Origin of the sequence: Aestuariivita sp. (genome assembly GCF_021404545.1) — a bacterium.
Taxonomy (GTDB): Bacteria; Pseudomonadota; Alphaproteobacteria; order Rhodobacterales; family Rhodobacteraceae; genus Aestuariivita.
In genome coordinates this window covers 63030-81482 of record NZ_JAAWWD010000063.1, presented here as the reverse complement: position 1 = coordinate 81482, position 18453 = coordinate 63030, and the positions used below count along the sequence as shown (strand labels likewise).

The 18453-nt window shown below is 63.2% G+C and carries 17 protein-coding genes; 13 read left to right on the top strand and 4 right to left on the bottom strand.

Going from position 1 to position 18453, the window contains the following annotated elements:
* The first annotated feature begins 1 nt into the window (after window position 1).
* From HEP69_RS20435 to HEP69_RS20420, 4 genes are read left to right on the top strand one after another with little or no spacing between them, the layout of a single operon-like run.
* A complete protein-coding gene (locus HEP69_RS20435; protein ID WP_290560357.1) occupies window positions 2–961 on the top strand; it encodes a DUF2927 domain-containing protein in 960 nt (319 codons plus the stop codon).
* 26 nt (window positions 962–987) lie between these two features.
* Window positions 988–2109 (top strand): SPFH domain-containing protein, encoded by a 1122-nt coding sequence (locus HEP69_RS20430; RefSeq protein WP_290560356.1) that lies wholly within the window; start codon window positions 988–990, stop codon window positions 2107–2109.
* A gap of 6 nt (window positions 2110–2115) precedes the next feature.
* A complete protein-coding gene (locus tag HEP69_RS20425) occupies window positions 2116–2541 on the top strand; it encodes a hypothetical protein (RefSeq protein ID WP_290560355.1) in 426 nt (141 codons plus the stop codon).
* Window positions 2538–3644 (top strand): TFIIB-type zinc finger domain-containing protein, encoded by a 1107-nt coding sequence (locus tag HEP69_RS20420; protein ID WP_290560354.1) that lies wholly within the window; start codon window positions 2538–2540, stop codon window positions 3642–3644. Before HEP69_RS20425 ends, HEP69_RS20420 begins: the two co-directional genes overlap by 4 nt.
* Before the next feature lie 23 nt (window positions 3645–3667).
* Here the strand turns inward: HEP69_RS20420 and HEP69_RS20415 are convergent, their stop codons facing one another.
* Window positions 3668–4087, bottom strand: coding sequence for an Hsp20/alpha crystallin family protein (locus HEP69_RS20415; RefSeq protein WP_290560353.1), 420 nt, complete (start codon window positions 4085–4087; stop codon window positions 3668–3670).
* A gap of 144 nt (window positions 4088–4231) precedes the next feature.
* Between HEP69_RS20415 and HEP69_RS20410 the strand changes: the two genes are divergently transcribed.
* From HEP69_RS20410 to HEP69_RS20375, 8 genes are all read left to right on the top strand, one after another.
* Window positions 4232–4906 carry a nitroreductase gene (locus HEP69_RS20410; RefSeq protein WP_290560352.1) on the top strand — a complete coding sequence of 225 codons (675 nt, stop codon included), beginning with the start codon at window positions 4232–4234 and terminating at the stop codon, window positions 4904–4906.
* Window positions 4907–4924: 18 nt separating this feature from the next.
* On the top strand, window positions 4925–5368 hold the full coding sequence (gene dtd / locus HEP69_RS20405; RefSeq protein WP_290560351.1) for a D-aminoacyl-tRNA deacylase: 444 nt from the start codon (window positions 4925–4927) through the stop codon (window positions 5366–5368).
* On the top strand, window positions 5365–6456 hold the full coding sequence (locus HEP69_RS20400; protein ID WP_290560350.1) for a DUF4147 domain-containing protein: 1092 nt from the start codon (window positions 5365–5367) through the stop codon (window positions 6454–6456). The genes dtd and HEP69_RS20400 overlap by 4 nt, the downstream gene beginning before the upstream one ends.
* A 100-nt stretch (window positions 6457–6556) precedes the next feature.
* On the top strand, window positions 6557–8530 hold the full coding sequence (locus HEP69_RS20395; RefSeq protein WP_290560349.1) for a CocE/NonD family hydrolase: 1974 nt from the start codon (window positions 6557–6559) through the stop codon (window positions 8528–8530).
* Window positions 8531–8652: 122 nt separating this feature from the next.
* Window positions 8653–10248 (top strand): ABC transporter substrate-binding protein, encoded by a 1596-nt coding sequence (locus HEP69_RS20390; protein WP_290560348.1) that lies wholly within the window; start codon window positions 8653–8655, stop codon window positions 10246–10248.
* Between the two features lie 11 nt (window positions 10249–10259).
* Window positions 10260–11216, top strand: coding sequence for an ABC transporter permease (locus HEP69_RS20385; protein ID WP_290560347.1), 957 nt, complete (start codon window positions 10260–10262; stop codon window positions 11214–11216).
* Between the two features lie 106 nt (window positions 11217–11322).
* The gene (locus HEP69_RS20380) at window positions 11323–12180 is read left to right on the top strand and encodes an ABC transporter permease (RefSeq protein ID WP_290560387.1); all 858 of its coding nucleotides are present in this window, start codon (window positions 11323–11325) and stop codon (window positions 12178–12180) included.
* Between the two features lie 61 nt (window positions 12181–12241).
* Complete coding sequence (locus tag HEP69_RS20375) at window positions 12242–13879, top strand: ABC transporter ATP-binding protein (RefSeq protein ID WP_290560346.1); 1638 nt, start codon at window positions 12242–12244, stop codon at window positions 13877–13879.
* A gap of 15 nt (window positions 13880–13894) precedes the next feature.
* On the opposite strand, the gene HEP69_RS20370 is transcribed toward HEP69_RS20375, so the two are convergent.
* Window positions 13895–14203 (bottom strand): hypothetical protein, encoded by a 309-nt coding sequence (locus HEP69_RS20370; RefSeq protein WP_290560345.1) that lies wholly within the window; start codon window positions 14201–14203, stop codon window positions 13895–13897.
* Window positions 14204–14400: 197 nt separating this feature from the next.
* Here HEP69_RS20370 and HEP69_RS20365 point away from each other — a divergent pair, with 197 nt between their 5' ends.
* Window positions 14401–15237 (top strand): alkaline phosphatase family protein, encoded by an 837-nt coding sequence (locus tag HEP69_RS20365; protein WP_290560344.1) that lies wholly within the window; start codon window positions 14401–14403, stop codon window positions 15235–15237.
* Window positions 15238–15395: 158 nt separating this feature from the next.
* Here HEP69_RS20365 and HEP69_RS20360 read toward each other — a convergent pair whose 3' ends face one another.
* Window positions 15396–16352 carry an alpha/beta hydrolase gene (locus HEP69_RS20360; protein ID WP_366111713.1) on the bottom strand — a complete coding sequence of 319 codons (957 nt, stop codon included), beginning with the start codon at window positions 16350–16352 and terminating at the stop codon, window positions 15396–15398.
* The gene (locus HEP69_RS20355) at window positions 16324–18201 is read right to left on the bottom strand and encodes an acyl-CoA synthetase (RefSeq protein WP_290560343.1); all 1878 of its coding nucleotides are present in this window, start codon (window positions 18199–18201) and stop codon (window positions 16324–16326) included. Before HEP69_RS20355 ends, HEP69_RS20360 begins: the two co-directional genes overlap by 29 nt.
* Window positions 18202–18453 lie beyond the last annotated feature (252 nt).

Below are 18453 nucleotides of genomic sequence, written 5' to 3'. Positions count from 1 at the left end.
CATGACGCGGGTGCGCACATATATCGACGCAGTCGCCCTGGCCGGGGTTGGGGTTCTGCTGGCGGGCTGTGCCATGATCCAGCAGGTGGAGCCGGTGCCCACCCCACCCTCGCGCCCCGCCGCCTTGGTGGTGCCTGGCGATGTGCCGCGCTCACTGGGCAGCGAGCAACTGACCCGCTATTACGGGCGGCTACAGGCCGATCTGGTGGCCCAAGGGCTCTTGAGAACCGATGGCGGTGGGCCCGACACACCCTACACCGCCGACGTGCTGGCCCGCAATTTCGAGCGCATCGCCTTTTTCGACGAATACGCCCAAGGGGCCGGCCTGACGGCCACATCCCGTGACACGGCGGGCAAGCTGCGACGTTGGAGCGGGCCGGTCCGGATGGATATCAGCTTTGGCAACAGCGTGCCAACCGCCAGACGGGACCAGGACCGCGCTTCGGTCCGGAACTATGTCCGGCGTCTGGCGCGGGTGACCGGGCATCCGATCAGCTATGCCGGTCAGGGCAATTTCCACGTTCTGTTCATGAGCGAGGATGACACCGATCAGATGATTGCCCTGTTGCGTCAGAAGGTGCCCAACATCTCTGATCGGACGCTGGAGGTGATCACCTCCCTGCCCCGGTCGATCCATTGTCTGGTCGTGGCGTTTTCCGGCAATGACAACCCGCAGAACTATACCCGCGCCGTGGCCGTGATCCGGGCCGAACATCCCGACCTGATCCGGCTGTCGTGTATTCACGAGGAACTGGCGCAGGGACTTGGCCTGGCAAATGACAGCCCGGATGCGCGCCCGTCGATCTTTAACGACGATGACGAGTTCGCGCTCTTGACCAGCCATGACGAGCAACTGCTTTCGATGCTCTACGATCCGCGCCTCAACCAGGGCATGGACGCCGACGCCGCCCGCCCCGTGATCCGCATCCTGGCGCGCGAGCTGATGGGCCAGCAGCTCTGAGCCTTTGACCCCCAAGGAGATCATTCATGGGCATTTTCGACTTTCTCACCGGCGAGTTCATCGACGTCATCCACTGGGTCGACGACACCCGCGACACCATGGTCTGGCGGTTCGAACGTGAGGGGCACGAGATCAAGTACGGCGCCAAGCTGACCGTGCGCGAAGGTCAGGCGGCGGTGTTCGTGCATGAAGGGCAGCTGGCGGATGTCTTCACCCCCGGTCTTTATATGCTTGAGACCAACAACATGCCCGTCATGACCACGCTCCAGCATTGGGACCACGGCTTCAAAAGTCCCTTCAAATCCGAGGTCTATTTCGTCAATACCACCCGGTTTTCAAACCTCAAATGGGGCACCAAGAACCCGGTGATCTGCCGCGATCCCGAATTTGGGCCAGTGCGGCTGCGCGCCTTCGGAACCTATACTGTCAAGGTCGCGGACCCGGCGAAATTCCTGGTCGAAATCGTCGGCACCGATGGCGAGTTCACCATGGACGAGATCAGCTTTCAGATCCGCAACATCATCGTGCAGGAGTTTTCGCGCACCATCGCGCGGGCGGGCATCCCGGTGATGGACATGGCCGCCAACACCCGTGAGCTGGGCCAGCTTGTTGCCGGAGACATCGCTGGAACGCTGGCTGGGTACGGGCTGGCGATTCCTGAGCTTTATGTCGAAAACATCTCGCTGCCGCCCGCGGTCGAGCAGGTGATGGACAAGCGCACCTCCATGGGGGTGATCGGAAATCTCAACGAATACATGCAGTTTCAGGCGGCCGAGGCCCTGGGCCGCGATGGCGCGGGGGCCGCGGCAATCCAGACGGGGCTGGGTGCAGGGCTGGGTATGCAGATCGGCCAGCAGGCCGCGCAGGGCGGACCCTGGGGCGCGCGCCAGGTGGCGCAATCGCCGCAGCCTGCGGCCCTCGCACCGCCCCCGCCGCCGGTCGAGCATGTCTGGCATATCGCCGAGAACGGCGCCACCACCGGCCCGTTTTCCAAGGCCAAGCTGGGGCGGATGGCCGCCGATGGCACACTGACCCGCGACACGTTCGTGTGGACTGCGGGCCAGGACGGCTGGCTGCGGGCCGAGGATGTGGCCGAACTGGCGCAGCTTTTCACCGTGTTGCCGCCGCCACCTCCGCCGGGGGTGTGATCGGACATGCTGGACCGACGGTCGCTGACAGTTGCCTTGCACTGGCTGAACTTGCTGCTGTTGATCCTTTTGGTCGCCGCGGGTCCGGTTCCGGCGCTGGCCTGGGTCTTTGTGGCCAGCGCGTTTATGATGACGGGGCTGGCACTGTTGCGAGGCCTTTTGAACGGGCCCGGACCGAAACTGACCGGGTTTTTGCGCAGCGCGCATCCTGTTCTGAGCTGGGCGATGTATCTGGGCCTTGCCGCGGTCGCCGCGCTCACGGCGCTTGCCCTTCTGGGACAATGGACGGCACCCGCCTCGCTGCGAGAGATCTATTTCTATACGTTGGGGGCCGCGTCGCTTCATGCGGTGTTCCACCTTTGGCGCCATACCGCCCTGGGTGACGGCGCGTTGCGGCGCATTACCCCCAAACCCCTGCATGACATGCTATGACTGACACGCCAACCGCACCCCTTCAGGAACACCGCTTTCCATGCGAGCAATGCGGCGCCGACTACCGGTTCGACCCTCAGTCCGGCGCCTTGACCTGCGCGCATTGCGGCCATTCCCAAGAAGTCCGCGCGGGCCCATGGGAAGGCGCCAGCCTGCGAGAGCTGGATTTCGACGCGGCCCAGGCACAGGCCCTGCCCGAGACGCAGATGGAGGAAACCCGGGTCCTGTCCTGCCCCAACTGCGCGGCACAGGTGGAATACGACCCACAGATCCATGCCAAGGAATGCCCGTTCTGCGCCACACCGGTGGTCACCGATACCGGTATCCACAGGCATATCAAACCGCGCGGTGTTCTGCCCTTTGCCCTGACCGAAGAGGCCGCGCGCGATGCGATGAAAGCCTGGCTGGGACGGCTGTGGTTCGCGCCGAACGGGTTGCAGGATTATGCGCGCAAGGGGCGGAAAATGCAGGGCATCTACGTGCCCTACTGGACATTTGATGCCGAAACGACATCGGATTACCGCGGCGAACGGGGCACGGTCTATTATCAGACGCGCACCGTGATGCGCGACGGCAAACGTACCCAGGTCCGGGTCCCCAAAGTCCGCTGGCGCCCTGCCTCCGGCCGGGTTGCGCGGTTTTTCGACGATGTGCTGGTGCTGGCCTCGCACAGCCTGCCCAAGCGCTTTACGGACGCGCTGGAGCCGTGGGATCTGCCGGCACTCGAACCCTACCGGCCCGAGTTTCTGGCAGGCTTTCGCGCCGAAGGCTATGCCGTCACGCTGCCCGAAGGTCATGACGAGGCGCGCCAGAAAATGGCCCGGGTGATCGAACGTGACGTGCGGTTCGACATCGGTGGCGATCGCCAGCGCATTCATGCCATCGACACCGATATCCGCGATGTGACCTTCAAGCATGTCCTGCTGCCGGTCTGGCTGGCGGCCTACAGATACCGGGGTGAGACATACCGGTTCGTGGTCAATGGGCGCACCGGGCGGGTGCAGGGCGAACGCCCCTGGTCGGTCGTCAAGATCGCGATTGCCGTCGTGCTGGGTCTGGTGGTGGCGGGCGCCATCGGTTTTGTCGTGGCCCAAAACCAGTAGCAGCCGCCGTCTGGATCTGCCCGCTAACCCTTGGCGATCTCGATCTTACGTGCCTTTTCAGAAGGTTGCGGCGCTGTCCGCGGCACCTTCACGCGCAGCACCCCATCCTTCATTCGGGCACTGACGCCGTCGGCATCGGCATCCGCGGGCAACCGGAACGACCGGCGGAAAGCGCCGTATTGCCGCTCGCTGAAATACCAGGTGTCCCCTTTTTTCTCCTGCTCGGTCTTCTTCTCTCCACGGATGGTAACAACACCATCCTCGATCATCAGCTCGATATCGGCTTCGCTGACACCGGGCAGCTCCATGTCGATCACATAGGCCTGCCCGTCGCCGGAGGCTTCGGCCGCAGGGCTCAGCCAGTCGGCCAGACGAGTGCCAAAGGTGCGAAATGGCTCGTAGAGCGAAGGCCAGAAATGCCCGGTTTCAGATTTCTCCACCATGTCGAATGCTCCTGTTGCTTTGAGAACGCCCATATTATCGCCGAGGCCGGGACCGGGCTCATTGATCCGCGTCAAAACGGGCCCCTTGCGATTGCCCGCGCCCATCGCCATTGTGCCGCGAAAACGACCCCGAGGGAGAGGGATATGAGCGACGCCTACACCACGATGGAGCAGGTCTTTGCCGCGCGGTTTTCCTGCCGCGCCTTTCGCCCCGACCCGGTGCCGCGCGCCGATATCGAGCGGATCGTGGCGCTGGCCCGCCGCGCACCCAGCTGGTGCAACGCCCAGCCCTGGCAAGTGACCCTAACCAGCGGGGCAGAGACCGAGCGGTTTCGCTCTGCCCTTCTGGCCGAAGTCGCCACCGCCAACCACAGCCCCGACATCGCCTTTCCCGATGGCTATTCCGGCATCTATCAGGACCGGCGCCGGACCTGTGGTTTTCAACTTTACGATGCGGTGGGCATCGAGAAGTCGGACCGCGCCGGACGCTCCGCCCAGATGCTGCGCAACTTTGCGCTCTTTGATGCGCCGCATGTGGCCATCATCACCTCACCGACCGAACTGGGGCCTTATGGCGCGATGGATTGCGGTGGGTTCGTGACCGCCTTTACCGTCGCGGCGCAGGCTCTGGGCATCGCCACCATCCCGCAGGCGGCGATTGCGTCCTATGCGCCCTTCGTGCATCGCCATTTCGATATTGGCGATGATCGTCTGGTGCTGTGTGCGATCTCGTTTGGTTATGCGGATACGCAGGCTCCCGCGAACCGGTTTCGCACCACCCGTGCAGAGGTCGCCGATATCGTCGACTGGCGCGGCTGACCACAGAAAGGAACCGACATGCGCGCATTGATCCAGAGAGTGTCCGAGGCCCGCGTCGATGTGGCGGGCACCACCGTCGGGCAGATCGGTCCGGGGCTGATGATCCTGATCTGCGCCATGCAGGGCGATGGCGAGCTAGAGGCCGATCGGCTGGCCACCAAGATCGCCAAGCTGCGCATCTTTCGCGATGCGGCGGGCAAGATGAACCTGTCTGTCGCGGATATGGACGGGGCCGCCCTTGTGGTCAGCCAGTTCACACTGGCCGCCGATACGTCGCGCGGCAACCGGCCCGGGTTTTCCCAGGCCGCCGCCCCGGCGGAGGGCGAACGGCTCTATGCCTATTTCGCGCGCGCGCTGGCGGATCTTGGCATAACGGTCGAAACCGGAGAATTCGGCGCCGAGATGGCCGTGTCTATGGTCAATGACGGGCCGGTCACGATCTGGCTGGACACGTCCACATGACCCTGCGCGATGAGGCGCTCGGCCTCTGGCAAGCCGGTGTGGCGGCCGTCGACGGCTATGCCGCGACCGCCCGCGCGCTGGAGGGGCCTGCGCCGGATTGCATCCTGGCGGTCGGCAAGGCCGCGGGGACCATGGCGCGCGCGGCGCTTGACCGGTACGGGCCGGTGCCCTGTCTGGTGGTCACCAAGGACGGGCATTGCCCCGGTTTGCCGGGCCATGTGCGCGTGATCGAAGCCGCCCACCCCGTCCCCGACGCGCGCAGCCTTGTCGCGGGGGCCGCGTTGAGGCAGGCGGTTACGGAGCTTGGGCGCACCGCGCGGCTGATACTGCTGGTTTCGGGCGGGGCGTCGTCCCTGGCCGAGGATCTGGTGCCGGGCGAAACGCTGGAGAGCCTTGCCGCGCTCAACCGGAGCCTTCTGTCGCAGGGGCTGGATATCGGGGCGATGAACGCGCGGCGCAGAGAGATCTCGCGGATCAAGGGGGGCGGGCTCTTGTCGGGGTTCAAGGGCACGGAGGTGCGGGTGCTGGCCATTTCCGATGTGCCCCGCGACGAGATCGCCGTGATCGGATCCGGCGTCGGGGCGGCGCCGCAAAGCGTGCGTTTTGCCTATGATTGCCGCATCGTGGCCTCCAACCGGATCGCGCGGGCTGCGGCGGAGGCTGCGAGCGATCGGCCTGTTCTGGCAAATCAGGAGTGTCTTTACGACGATGTGCGCGTGCTGGCCCTGCAGATCGGCGCGCGGCTGCGGAAGATGGCACCGGGCGTGTTGATCCTGGGGGGCGAGCCCACTGTGGTCCTGCCCGACACACCCGGTCAGGGCGGGCGCAATCAGGCCCTCGCCCTGGCGCTGGCGCGCGAGATTGCCGGTCACGACAATATCGCTGTTGTGGTGGGCGGCACAGATGGCTCGGACGGCCCGACCGAGGCGGCGGGGGGCTGTGTCGACGGTGCCACCTGGGGAGATGGCGCCGCAGATGCGTTGCGCGCCGCCGATAGTGGGACCTATCTGGCGGCACATGAGGCGCTGTTGGTGTCCGGGCCCACGGGCACGAATGTCATGGATCTGCTGGTGGCGGTGAAAGCATGAGCCGCGCCTGGGGGCTCTGCCCCCAAACCCCCGGGAATATTTTGGGCCAGAAGAAGCAGGGGCGCTTGACAGGGGGGTGGCGCGCTCTGAGTGTCGCGGCATGATCAATACCTTGCGCGACATCGAAGAGCTGCCCGATCTGGGGATCACGCTTGCCGATGGCACCCGCCTTTCGGCCCGGGTCTGGCGGCCGGTGGATGCCGATGCCGATCCGGTGCCCGCGATCCTGGAATACCTGCCCTATCGCAAGCGCGACGGGACCTGCGCGCGCGATGCGCTGACCCATCCCTGGTTTGCCAAGCGCGGCTATGCCTGCATCCGTGTGGACATTCGCGGCAACGGCGACAGCGAGGGAGTAATGGAGGATGAATACAGCCCCCAGGAGCTGAGCGATGCGGTCGAGGTGATCGGCTGGATCGCCACGCAGCCCTGGTGTTCGGGCCAGGTGGGCATGATGGGGATCAGCTGGGGCGGGTTCAATGGTTTGCAAGTGGCGGCGATGCGGCCCGAGGCGTTGAAGGCGGTGATTACGCTCTGCTCGACGGTGGATCGCTTTGCCGATGACATTCACTACAAGGGCGGCTGCCTGTTGAATGAAAACCTCGGCTGGGGGGCCACGATGTGGTCTTATTCCTCACGCGCACCGGATCCCGCGCTGCGCCCCGACTGGCGCGAGATGTGGCTCGAACGGCTGGAGGCCGAACCGTTTCTGCCCGCGCTCTGGCTGCGTCACCAGCGGCGCGATGCCTATTGGCGCCACGGATCGGTCTGCGAGGATTTCTCGGCCATCACCGCCAAGGTGCTGGCCGTGGGTGGCTGGGGGGATGCCTATAAGAATGCCGTGCCGCAGATCGTCGAGAACATCCCCGGCGCCAAGGGGATCATCGGCCCCTGGGTCCACAAGTACCCCCACTTCGCCGTGCCCGAGCCACGCATCGGGTTCTTGCAGGAGGCGCTGAGATGGTGGGACCGCTGGCTCAAGGGGATCGAGACGGGGGTCGAGGCAGATCCGGATTACTCCGTCTATCTGATGGATGGGGTCCGCCCCGCCACCTGGTATACCGAGCGCCCGGGGCGCTGGATCAACACAACACCCGCACCGGAGGCGATCGAGGTGCTGCATCTGTCACAGGGCCGTCTGGGCGAGGCAGCCCCCTTTGAGGCAGTGATCGCCTCCCCGCAGGATACCGGGGCGGACGCGGGCGAATACTGCGCGATCTGGCTGGGCCCCGAACTGCCCGGCGATCAGCGCGCCGACGATGGCAAATCGGTGTGTTTCGACACCCCGCCGCTGGAGACCGGAGCGGATATCGCGGGTGCGCCCCGGGTCACGCTGAGGCTGACCTCAGACCGACCCCAGGGCCGGATCGCCGTACGGCTGACCCATGTGCACCCCGATGGCGCCTCGACGCGAATCACATATGGCGTGCTGAACCTTTCCCACCGCGCAAATCCCGCAGATCCGACCCCGATGCCGGTGGGAGAGGCCCAGATCATCACGCTGTCGCTGGATCACATCGCCTATCATGTGCCCAAAGGGCACCGGCTGCGGCTGGCGATCTCGAACGCCTATTGGCCTTTGATCTGGCCTGGACCGGCGCGCGCGCGGCTGACCCTGACCCAAGGGCGGATCGACCTGCCGGTCCGACCCACCGCCGCGGGCAGCGAGCGCAGCTTTCCGCCGCCCGACGCAGAGGCCCCCTGGCGGGCCGAGACGTTGCGCCCGGAACGCCATACCCGCCGGTCCAGCACCGATCATGTCACGGGCGCGGTATCCCTTTCTATTGAGGATGATTTCGGCAAGCTGCGCGATGCGGATCACGATCTGGTCACCGGATCGGTGGCGCGCGAGATCTGGACCATCCACCCCGACGATCCGCTTTCTGCGCGGGGCGACTGCCACTGGACGGACGAGATCGAACGCGGCGCTATCCGGTTGCGGACCGAGGCCAAATGTCGGATGTGGTCCGACACCACCCACTTTCATCTCAGTGCAACACTGCACGCCTATGAGAACGACGCGCTCATCTATGAACGCAGCGTCACGGACCGGATCGAACGGGACCAGATCTAGGGATGCCAGCCACCTGGTGGTCATTAGCCCTTGCGACCTTGGGCCAAATACGCAAACCTTGACCGGCCAATCAACAAACCGCTCATCCAAGACGCGGATCATAAATAAACTGGGAGATTTTCATGAAAGATCAACTCGACCATTACGCCGCGCGTGTGACCGCCGGCAAAATGAACCGTCGTGAATTTATGGGCAAGGCCGCCGCGCTGGGGGTAAGTGCGGCGATGGCATCGACGCTGTTTGCCGCTGCGGCCCGCGCCATGAGCCCGGTTGCGGGCGGTGTCTTTAGGATGGGCGTACAGGGCGGAGAATCCACCAACAGCCAGGATCCGGCCAGCTGGGCCTCGGATGTGCCGATCGCGGGCGGCAACTGCTGGGGCGAAAGCCTGGTCGAGGTCGCACCCGACGGATCTATCGAAGGGTTCGTCGCCGAAAGCTGGGAGAGCACGGCGGATGCCAAGACCTGGCGGTTCAAGATCCGCGATGGCATCGAGTTCTCCAACGGCAAGACCGTGACAGCCGAAGACGCGCTGCGCACGATGGAGCGTCATTCCAACGAGGATTCGCAATCGGGCGCCTTGGGCATCGTGCAATCCATCGAGAGCATGCGCGTGGACGGTGACGTCTTTGAGGTGACCCTGGGCATCGGCAACGCCGACCTTCCGTACCTGTTGACGGATTATCATCTGAAAATTCAACCCGATGGCGGCTTCGACGACCCGACGGCCGCGATTGGCACCGGCCCCTATACGCTGGAGACCGACGAGCCGGGCGTGCGCATGACTTTCAAGCGCAATCCGAATTACTGGGCTGGCGGTCAGGACGAGATCGCCCATTACGACGAGGTCGAGGTGATCGTGCTGAACGACGCCACGGCGCGGACAGCGGCGCTGCAATCGGGCCAGGTGGATTCGATCAACCGCGTCGAACCCAAGATCGCCGCCCTGCTGGACCGCGCCCCTACCCTGTCGGTGCGTGCGACCGAAGGCCGTGGGCATTACGTGTTCATCGCCCATATCGACACAGCGCCTTTCGACAACAATGAGTTGCGGCTGGCGCTGAAATACGCGCTGGACCGGCAGGACATGGTCGACAAGATCCTCCAGGGCTATGGCTCGGTCGGCAATGACTTTCCGATCAACGGGGCCTATCCGCTCTTTGACGCGACCATCCCGCAGCGTGAACACAGCCTTGAAAAGGCGCGTGAGCATTATGCCAAGTCCGGCCATGACGGCTCTCCGATCATCCTGCGCACGGCGGACGGGGCCTTCCCCGGCGCGGTCGATGCGGCGGCGCTCTTTCAGCAGTCCTGCCAGGCGGCGGGCATCCCGCTGGAGGTCCGGCGCGAGCCCAATGACGGCTATTGGTCCGAAGTGTGGAACGTGCAGCCTTTCTGCTGCTCATACTGGGGCGGGCGTCCGGTGCAGGACCAGATGTATACGACCGCGTATCTGTCGACCGCGGATTGGAACGACACGCGCTGGAAAGTTCCTGAATTCGACGAGATGTTGCTGGCGGCGCGCGCCGAGCTGGATGAGGCCAAGCGCAAGGAGATCTATTCCAAAATGGGTCGGATGCTGCGCGACGAGGGCGGTCTGATCCTGCCGATGTTCAACAATTTCGTCGATGGCGTCTCGAACCAGATCCAGAACTGGTCGGCTGATCCCAACGGCCCGCAGATGAACTGGTACGCATCCAAGAAAACCTGGAAAGCGTAAGGGACGCAGGCATGCATCCCGTTCTTACCCTGGTTGTCCAGCGCCTTGCGCTGGGCATCCTGTTGCTCTTGGCCGCATCTGCGCTGATCTTTGGCTTGACCGAAATCCTGCCCGGTGACGCCGCCCAGGCCATTCTGGGTCAGGCCGCCACCGCCGAGAACCTCGCCAACCTGCGCGAAGAGATGGGCCTGGATCGCCCGGCGCTGACCCGATATTTCGAATGGCTGGGCGGTATCGTCACCGGCGATATGGGCAACGCCCTGACCAACAAGCTGCCGATTGCCGATCAGATCGCGTTTCGCATGTCGAACACGCTGTTTCTGGCGTTCTGGGCCGCGCTGATCTCGGTCCCGCTGGCGATCCTGCTGGGTCTGATCGCGGTGCGCTATCAGAACCGCTGGCCCGACAAGCTGATCTCGGGTGTGACATTGGCCAGCATCTCGCTGCCCGAATTCATGATCGCCTATATCCTGATCTTCTTCTTCGCGGTGCAGCTTTTCTGGGCACCGTCCTTTGCGTCGATCAATGACGGCATGACGCTGTTGGAGCAGTTGCACGCGATCTCATTGCCGGTGGCGGTGCTGACGCTGGTGGTGCTGGCGCATATGATGCGCATGACCCGCGCGGCAATCCTCAACGTGATGCAATCGGCCTATATCGAGACGGCCGAGCTGAAGGGCCTGACCACGTTCAACGTGATCTATCGCCACGCTTTCCCCAACGCGATTGCACCGATTGTCACCGTGGTGATGATCAATCTTGCCTATCTGGTGGTGGGTGTCGTGGTGGTCGAGGTGGTGTTCGCCTATCCCGGCATGGGCCAGTATCTGGTCGATGCGGTGGTCAAACGCGACGTGCCGGTGGTGCTGACCTGCGGTGTGATTTTCGCCGCCGTCTACATCGTGCTCAACATCATCGCCGATGTGGTGTCGATCCTCGCCAACCCGCGGTTGAGGCACCCAAAATGAGTATTCTGCAAAACATCGTATCGCGTCGACCGGGCGGGCTTGCAAGACAAACTGGCGGAACGCGTTGCCTATCCACCGCCCCCGGTGCCAAGGGGGGAACACAGTGCTGAAGAATGTCCCTCTGTCAGCCGTAATCGGCCTGTTTATAACGGCAAGCTATTTTCTGGCGGCGATCTTCGCCTCGGTGATCTCGCCCTATGGCATGGCCGAAACCGTGGGTGATGTGTGGGAGCCGTCGCGCATCGGATATATGCTGGGCCTTATGCCCGAAGGCACGCCCAGGCCCGAGTATTGGCTGGGCACCGACCAGATCGGGCGCGATCTGCTGACCCGCATGATCTATGGCGGCCAGACCACAATCTTTATCGCCACCGCCGCGACCATCCTCAGCTTTGTCACAGGCTCGGTTCTGGGGTTTCTGGCGGCCGTGACGGGCGGCTGGTTCGACCAGTTGATGTCACGGTTCGTCGATCTGATGATGGCGATCCCGTCGCTGATCCTGGCGCTGGTGATCTTGTCGTCGATCGAGGCCACCGTACTGACGCTGATCGTGCTGATGGGTCTGCTCGACAGCACCCGCGTCTACCGTCTGGCCCGTGCCGTGGCCGTCGATATCTCGGTCATGGACTATGTCGAGGCCGCCCGCCTGCGCGGCGAGAAACTCGCCTGGATCATCTTTCGCGAAATCCTGCCAAACGCTCTTTCGCCTCTGGTCGCGGAAATGGGGCTGCGCTTTATCTTCATGGTGCTCTTCATCTCGACCCTGTCCTTCCTTGGGATCGGCGTTCAACCGCCGCTGGCCGATTGGGGCGGCATCGTGAAAGAGAACAAGGACGGCATCAATTTCGGGATCGGCGCGGCACTCTACCCGGCCCTCGCGATTGCGACGCTGGCGATCTCGGTCAATCTGGTGGCAGATTGGGTCCTGAACCGGACCACATCGCTGAAAGGGGGTCGGGGATGATGCGCGTTGACCCCGCCCCCTGCCCGGCCCTGCCCCTGAACCCTATCCGGTGGAGCTGCTCATGACAGACCCCCTCGTCAAAGTCCGCGGCCTCAGGATCGGGGCCACGGTCTATCCCCCCGGTGAAAAACCCCATGACATCGAGATCGTGCATGGCGTCGATTTCGATCTGATGCCGGGAAAGGTGCTTGGGCTGATCGGAGAATCCGGCGCGGGCAAATCCACCATTGGTCTTGCCTCCATGGCCTATGGCCGGGGCGGCGTGAAGATCACCGGAGGCGAGGTCTGGGTCAATGGCCGTGACATCCTCAAGGCCAGCCTGGGCGATGTCCGCAAACTGCGCGGCGGAGAGGTCACCTATGTCTCCCAATCCGCCGCAGCCAGCTTCAACCCAGCCAAGCAGATCATGGAACAGGTGACCGAAGCCGCGATCAGCCAGGGCAAGTTCGGCAAGAAAGAGGCCGAGGACCGCGCGGTCTCCCTCTTCCGCAAACTGGGTCTGCCCGGCCCAGACACGATCGGCAAACGCTATCCCCATCAGGTGTCGGGCGGACAGTTGCAACGCTGCATGACCGCACTGGCGCTTTGCCCCGAACCCGATCTGGTGGTCTTTGACGAACCCACCACGGCGCTGGATGTGACCACGCAGATCGACGTGCTGGCCGCCATCAAGGACGCCATCCGCGACACTGGTGTGGCGGCTCTCTATATCACCCACGATCTGGCGGTCGTCGCCCAGGTCAGCGACAACATCATGGTGCTGCGCATGGGCGACATGGTCGAGTATGGCCCCACCGATCAGATCATCAACCATCCACAAGAGGATTACACCAAGGCGCTCGTCTCGGTCCGGTCCATCGACCATCCCGAAAAAGCCCCCGCCGGAGAGCCGGTGCTGAAATGCGAACATATCACCGCGCGCTACAAGGGCACCAGTTTCGACGTGCTGCATGACGTGACTGTCGCGCTTTACCCCGGGCAGACGCTGGCCGTGGTGGGCGAATCCGGATCCGGTAAATCCACCCTCGCCCGCGTGATCACCGGGCTTTTGCCGCCGCGCCAGGGCAAGATCGTGTTTGACGGGCGCGAGCTGACCCCCGATCAACCCTCCCGGCCGATCGAAGATCTGCGCGAATTGCAGATGATCTACCAGATGGCCGATACCGCCATGAACCCGCGCCAGACCGTGGGCACGATCATCGGTCGGCCGCTGGAATTCTACTTCGGCCTCAAGGGCGCAGAAAAGCAAAAGCGCATTCAGGAGCTTCTGGACGAGATCGAGCTGGGCGACGGGTTTCAGGATCGCTATCCCGCCGAGCTGTCGGGAGGGCAAAAACAGCGCGTCTGCATCGCACGGGCCCTGGCGGCCAAGCCAAAGCTCATCATCTGCGATGAAGTAACCTCGGCGCTCGACCCGCTGGTGGCGGACGGCATTCTCAAACTGCTGCTGAATTTGCAGGCGTCGGAAAACGTGGCTTATCTCTTTATCACCCATGATCTGGCCACGGTGCGCGCGATCGCCGACAGTATCGCGGTGATGTATCAGGGCCGCGTGCAGCGCTATGGCACCAAAACCGATGTGCTCAGCCCACCCTTTGATGACTATACCGATCTGCTGCTCAGCTCCGTGCCGGAGATGAAGCTGGGCTGGCTCGAAGACGTTCTGGCCAATCGCAAGATGGAAAGCGCCGGGAACTGAGGCCCTGCCAAAGGATCAACGATCGGGATCCGGTTTGGGTGTGGCCCGCCGCGCCTCTACCCATGCGGTGCCCGCCGCCATGATACAGGCCATTCCATCGGGACGGACCAAGAGGATCGTCCAGCTTCCGGTTCGCGCCGAGTGCCAGATCTCGAACATGCGCTGGGGCGATTGCAAGCCGCGCCCGATCGGGACCTCGCCAAAGGTCTGATCCAGCCGGGCGGCGATCCGATCATGCACATCACACCTGGATTGCGCCAGAACGGGGGGCGCGGTCGCTGCCAACCCAAACACAAAACACATTGAAATGAGACGCTTCCACATCGATCTTCCCTCCCTTTCGGGCCGAGCCGACATGACGGGTCAACCGCGCCCCAAAGACACGGGACGATCCCGCGTCCTGTCTTACATTTGGGGCGCCGGGTGCGATTATCGCCATGTCCTTTCAGGAAGTTGACAGCCCGTGAGAAAGCGTCCTACCCCTGCGGGACCGGATCGCCTCATAATCCCGAAGGATCGCAATGGACGCCAAGCTTCTTCTCATCATCCTCGACGGGGTGCCCCATCGCAACTTCCGCCGCCTCTTTGGCAATCTCGAAGGCTGGGTGGACAGCGGGGACGCGCGCGTCTGGACCCATCGCGCGGTGCTGCCATCGATCTCAGCCTCCTGCTATGCCTCGATCCACACCGGCGTGACCCCGGCCGAGCATGGCTGCACCGGCAACGGCAATGTCTTTCGCCTGACGCATCCGGATATCTTCTCCGAAGCCCGGCGCGCTGGTGGGGTCACGGGGGCAGTCGCGCACAGCTTCTGGAGCCAGTTCTTCAACCGCCACCCCTTCGATTATGTGCGCGATGTGGAATATGACGAACCGGAGGCACAGACCATCGCACATGGCCGGTTCCATTCGATGACCGGCTATGGCCGGGACAATCAGATGACACCGTCGGATGTGGATCTCTTTGCCTCACTTACCAACCTTTGCCTGCGCTTCGGGCTGAACTATGGCATGCTGCATACCTGCACCCTCGACAGCATGGGACACCGCTTTCAGCACGAAAGCCATGAGATGGATCACGCCTGTTTCGTGATGGACGAAATGCTGGCCCCTTTCATCCCACGCTGGCGTCAATTGGGCTATGAGGTGATCGTCACAGCCGATCATGGCCAGGACGCGCGCGGCCATCACGGCGGCCGGGGCGCCCTGCAACAGGAGACGGCGCTCTACTATTTCGGACCCGCAGAGGGGCCGCCCGAAGACACCGTCATTGATCAGTTGCAACTGGCCCCGACGATCCTGTCACGGCTGGGCGCGCCGATCCCCGACACGATGAAGGCATCGCCGTTTCTCCGCTGAGACCGAGCGCCCAGCCACATCGACGCCTGCAACCGAAACAGGGAGGTTCACAACCCGCTTGCTTCTTCTGGCTCTCAATATTCCCAGGGTTTGGGACAGCGTCCCAAGGCCCGTGCGGCCGCGCACGAATAAAATGGAATGCGGCGCAGCCGCCCCTGTCAGTCGTAGGGCCAGACGCCTTGGCCCAGACACTGAAGATCCGCGACAATGGTGGCAAAGCTGTCACGCGCCCGCGTCGACAGGGTCCGCGCCCGCAGATATCCGTGGATCAACCCCGCTTCTGAGATCCAATGCACCTTGCCCCCCGCAGCACGGATCGCGTCGCGGTAGGCTGCACCATCATCGGCCAGCGGATCGCATTGCGCGGTCACGATGATCGTATGCGGCAGGCCCGTGAAATCGCTGTCCTGTAGGGGTGCATAGCTTGGATCGCCCTCGGGGATTGCCCCGCCTGTGCGCACGGATTGATAAAACCCGATATCGGCCGTGGTCAGCCCAGGCGCATTGGCATGGGTCACATAAGACCCTCTGGTCATGTCCCCACCCAAGCCGGGATAGATCAGCAACTGTCCGGTGATCCGATCCGTGCGCCCCCGCATCGCATGGGTCACGGCGGCGGCCAGAGTACCTCCGGCGCTGTCGCCCACCAAAACGACCGGCCCTGGAAACCGCTCCAGAACCCAGGCGGTCGCGGTCACGGCATCGTCAAAGCTTGCCGGGTGCGGATGCTCCGGTGCCAGCCGATAATCGACCGAGATCACACGATGTCCGGTGCCCGAACAGATCTCGGCGCAGATGCTGTCATGGCTTTCAAGCCCGCCCACGACAAACCCACCGCCATGCAGGTAGATCACCGAGACCGATGGCGCGCCCGCCTCATAAAGGCGCACCGGTACACCCCCCGCGTCCAGGTCGCGTGTGGCAACACCGTCGGGATATCCCGTATCGAACGCGCGGCAGAGATCGTCATAGACCCGCCGCTGATCGGAAATGCTCAGATTGACCGCGTCGGGGGGAGAGAGCGCATCGGTCCGCGCGATGAACGCGCGGACCTCCTCATCCAGATAGCTGTCGTAATTCAACGGCCTAGGCCGCCCACTCCCACGGTCGGACAAATCCGCCCAGCACCTTGGCGACATCGTCTTCATCCGCGCCGTTGCGCTGCAACTGGGCAACCAGCCCGCGTTTCTTGTCATCGATGACATTCACCACGCGGGCCTGAACCTTGCTGTCTTCCAACGCCGCATTGTAGATCCGTGTGATCGCGCTCTTGCGCAGATCCGGTTTGAACACCTTGCCGACGGCCGTTTTGGGCAACTCATCAAGCACTTCGAGATGTTTGGGATGAGCGGCACGTTCATGCACATGGGTCTTGCAGTATTCCAGCAATTCCTGAGGATCGGCGGTTGCCCCGTCGACCAGTTCGACAAAGGCGCAAGGGATCTCGCCCGAATGCCTGTCGGGCTGGCCGATGGCCCCGGCAAAGGCCACGGCCGGGTGGCCCAGCAGCGCCTCTTCGATCTCGGCGGGATCGATGTTGTGACCGCCGCGAATGATCAGATCCTTGGCCCGGCCCGTAATCCACAGATACCCGTCCGCGTCGATCCGGCCCAGATCGCCGGTGCGCAGGTAATTGCCGTGATAAAGATCCCGGTTCTTGTCGGTCTCGGTGTAGGTGGCCTTGACGGTCACGCCGGGATTGGACACGCAGATCTCGCCGATCTGGTCGATCTCGGCCTCGATGGGGCCTTGATCGGTGGCGGTGAAGATCTTCACATCCGTATAGGGGAACGGGATCCCGATCGAGCCCACCTTCTTTTCGCCATCCACCGGGTTGCACGACACCAGGCACGTTGCCTCGGTCAGGCCATAGCCTTCGACGATGGTGATGCCCGCGGCCTCCTCAAAGCGGCGGAATAGCTCCATCGGCAACGGGGCAGAGCCCGAAAACGCGGTCTTGACGGTTGAGACATCCGCGTCCACCGGCCGCTGCATCTTGGCCGAAATCGCCGTGGGCACCGTGATGATGAACGAGATTTTCCAACGCTCGCACAGCTTCCAGAAATTGTCGAACACCCCTTCGCCGCGATAGCCCTGCGGCGTGGGAAAGACCACATGCGCGCCCGAACACACCGCCGCCATCAGGATCACATGGCAAGCGAATACATGAAACAGCGGCAGCGGACACATGATGTTGTCGTCTTCGGTAAAGAGCAGCTCATGCCCCAGCCAGCCGTTATAGATCATGCCTTCATAGGTGTGCTGGGCCACTTTCGGCATGCCCGTGGTGCCACCGGTGTGAAAAAAGCAGGCGACGCGATTCTCGGTCGAGGCCTCAAACCGCAATGTCTTGGGCTGCTTGGCCATCTCCTTGTGAAAGCTTTTGTAATCGGCGTGTTTCTCGCCAGGCAGCTTGGGCCGGATCATCGGAACGATCAGCTTTTTCGCGCCGGTCAGATACCGCACAAGATCGATTTCGAGCACGGTTGTGACATTGGGCGCGTGCCGCACGGCCTCGGCCACCTTTTGGGCCACATCCGTTTTCGGGAACGGCCGCAGCGTGACCACGACCTTGGCCTTGGTCTCCCGCAGGATCGAGCCGATCTGTTCGGGTTCCAGCAAGGGGTTGATCGGATTGGCAATGCCCGCCACCGCACCGCCCAGCAGGGTCACCACGGTTTCGTTGCAATTGGGCAGCACATAGGCCACGACATCCGTCTCACCGACGCCCAGCGACCGAAAGAGGTTTGCCGCCTGGCTCACCTGATCCTTGAGTTCTGACCAGGTCAGCGTTTCGGCCTTGTCGCCGGGGCCGGAAAAGATCTGATAACTGATCGCGCTGTGATTCGGGAACTTGCCCGCGGTCTGGCTCAGTTGCGCATAGAGCGTCTTGGCGACGTCCCGTTCGGCCCAGGGCATTTCGGTTTCGATTGCGTGCTTGTCTGGCAGACCCGTAAAGGCCATGTCGACATCCTCCCCATTTCACCCGTTTTTCGGGCGGCTTCCTTGTTGCGTTCCAAAATGGGGGCAAATGAGCATCCGTGCAAGCTTTGGCAAGGTTGCACGCAGGGTCATTTTGCAAGGTGACGTTGCGCCAAGCCGCGTCAAGGATTGACATGCCCTGGGCGCACCACCCGTTTCGACCAGCGAAAGGCGTACCCCCGACCCCGCTGAAAGAGCGGTGTTCAGGGTTCAGATCTGGTCCGTGTTCAGGCT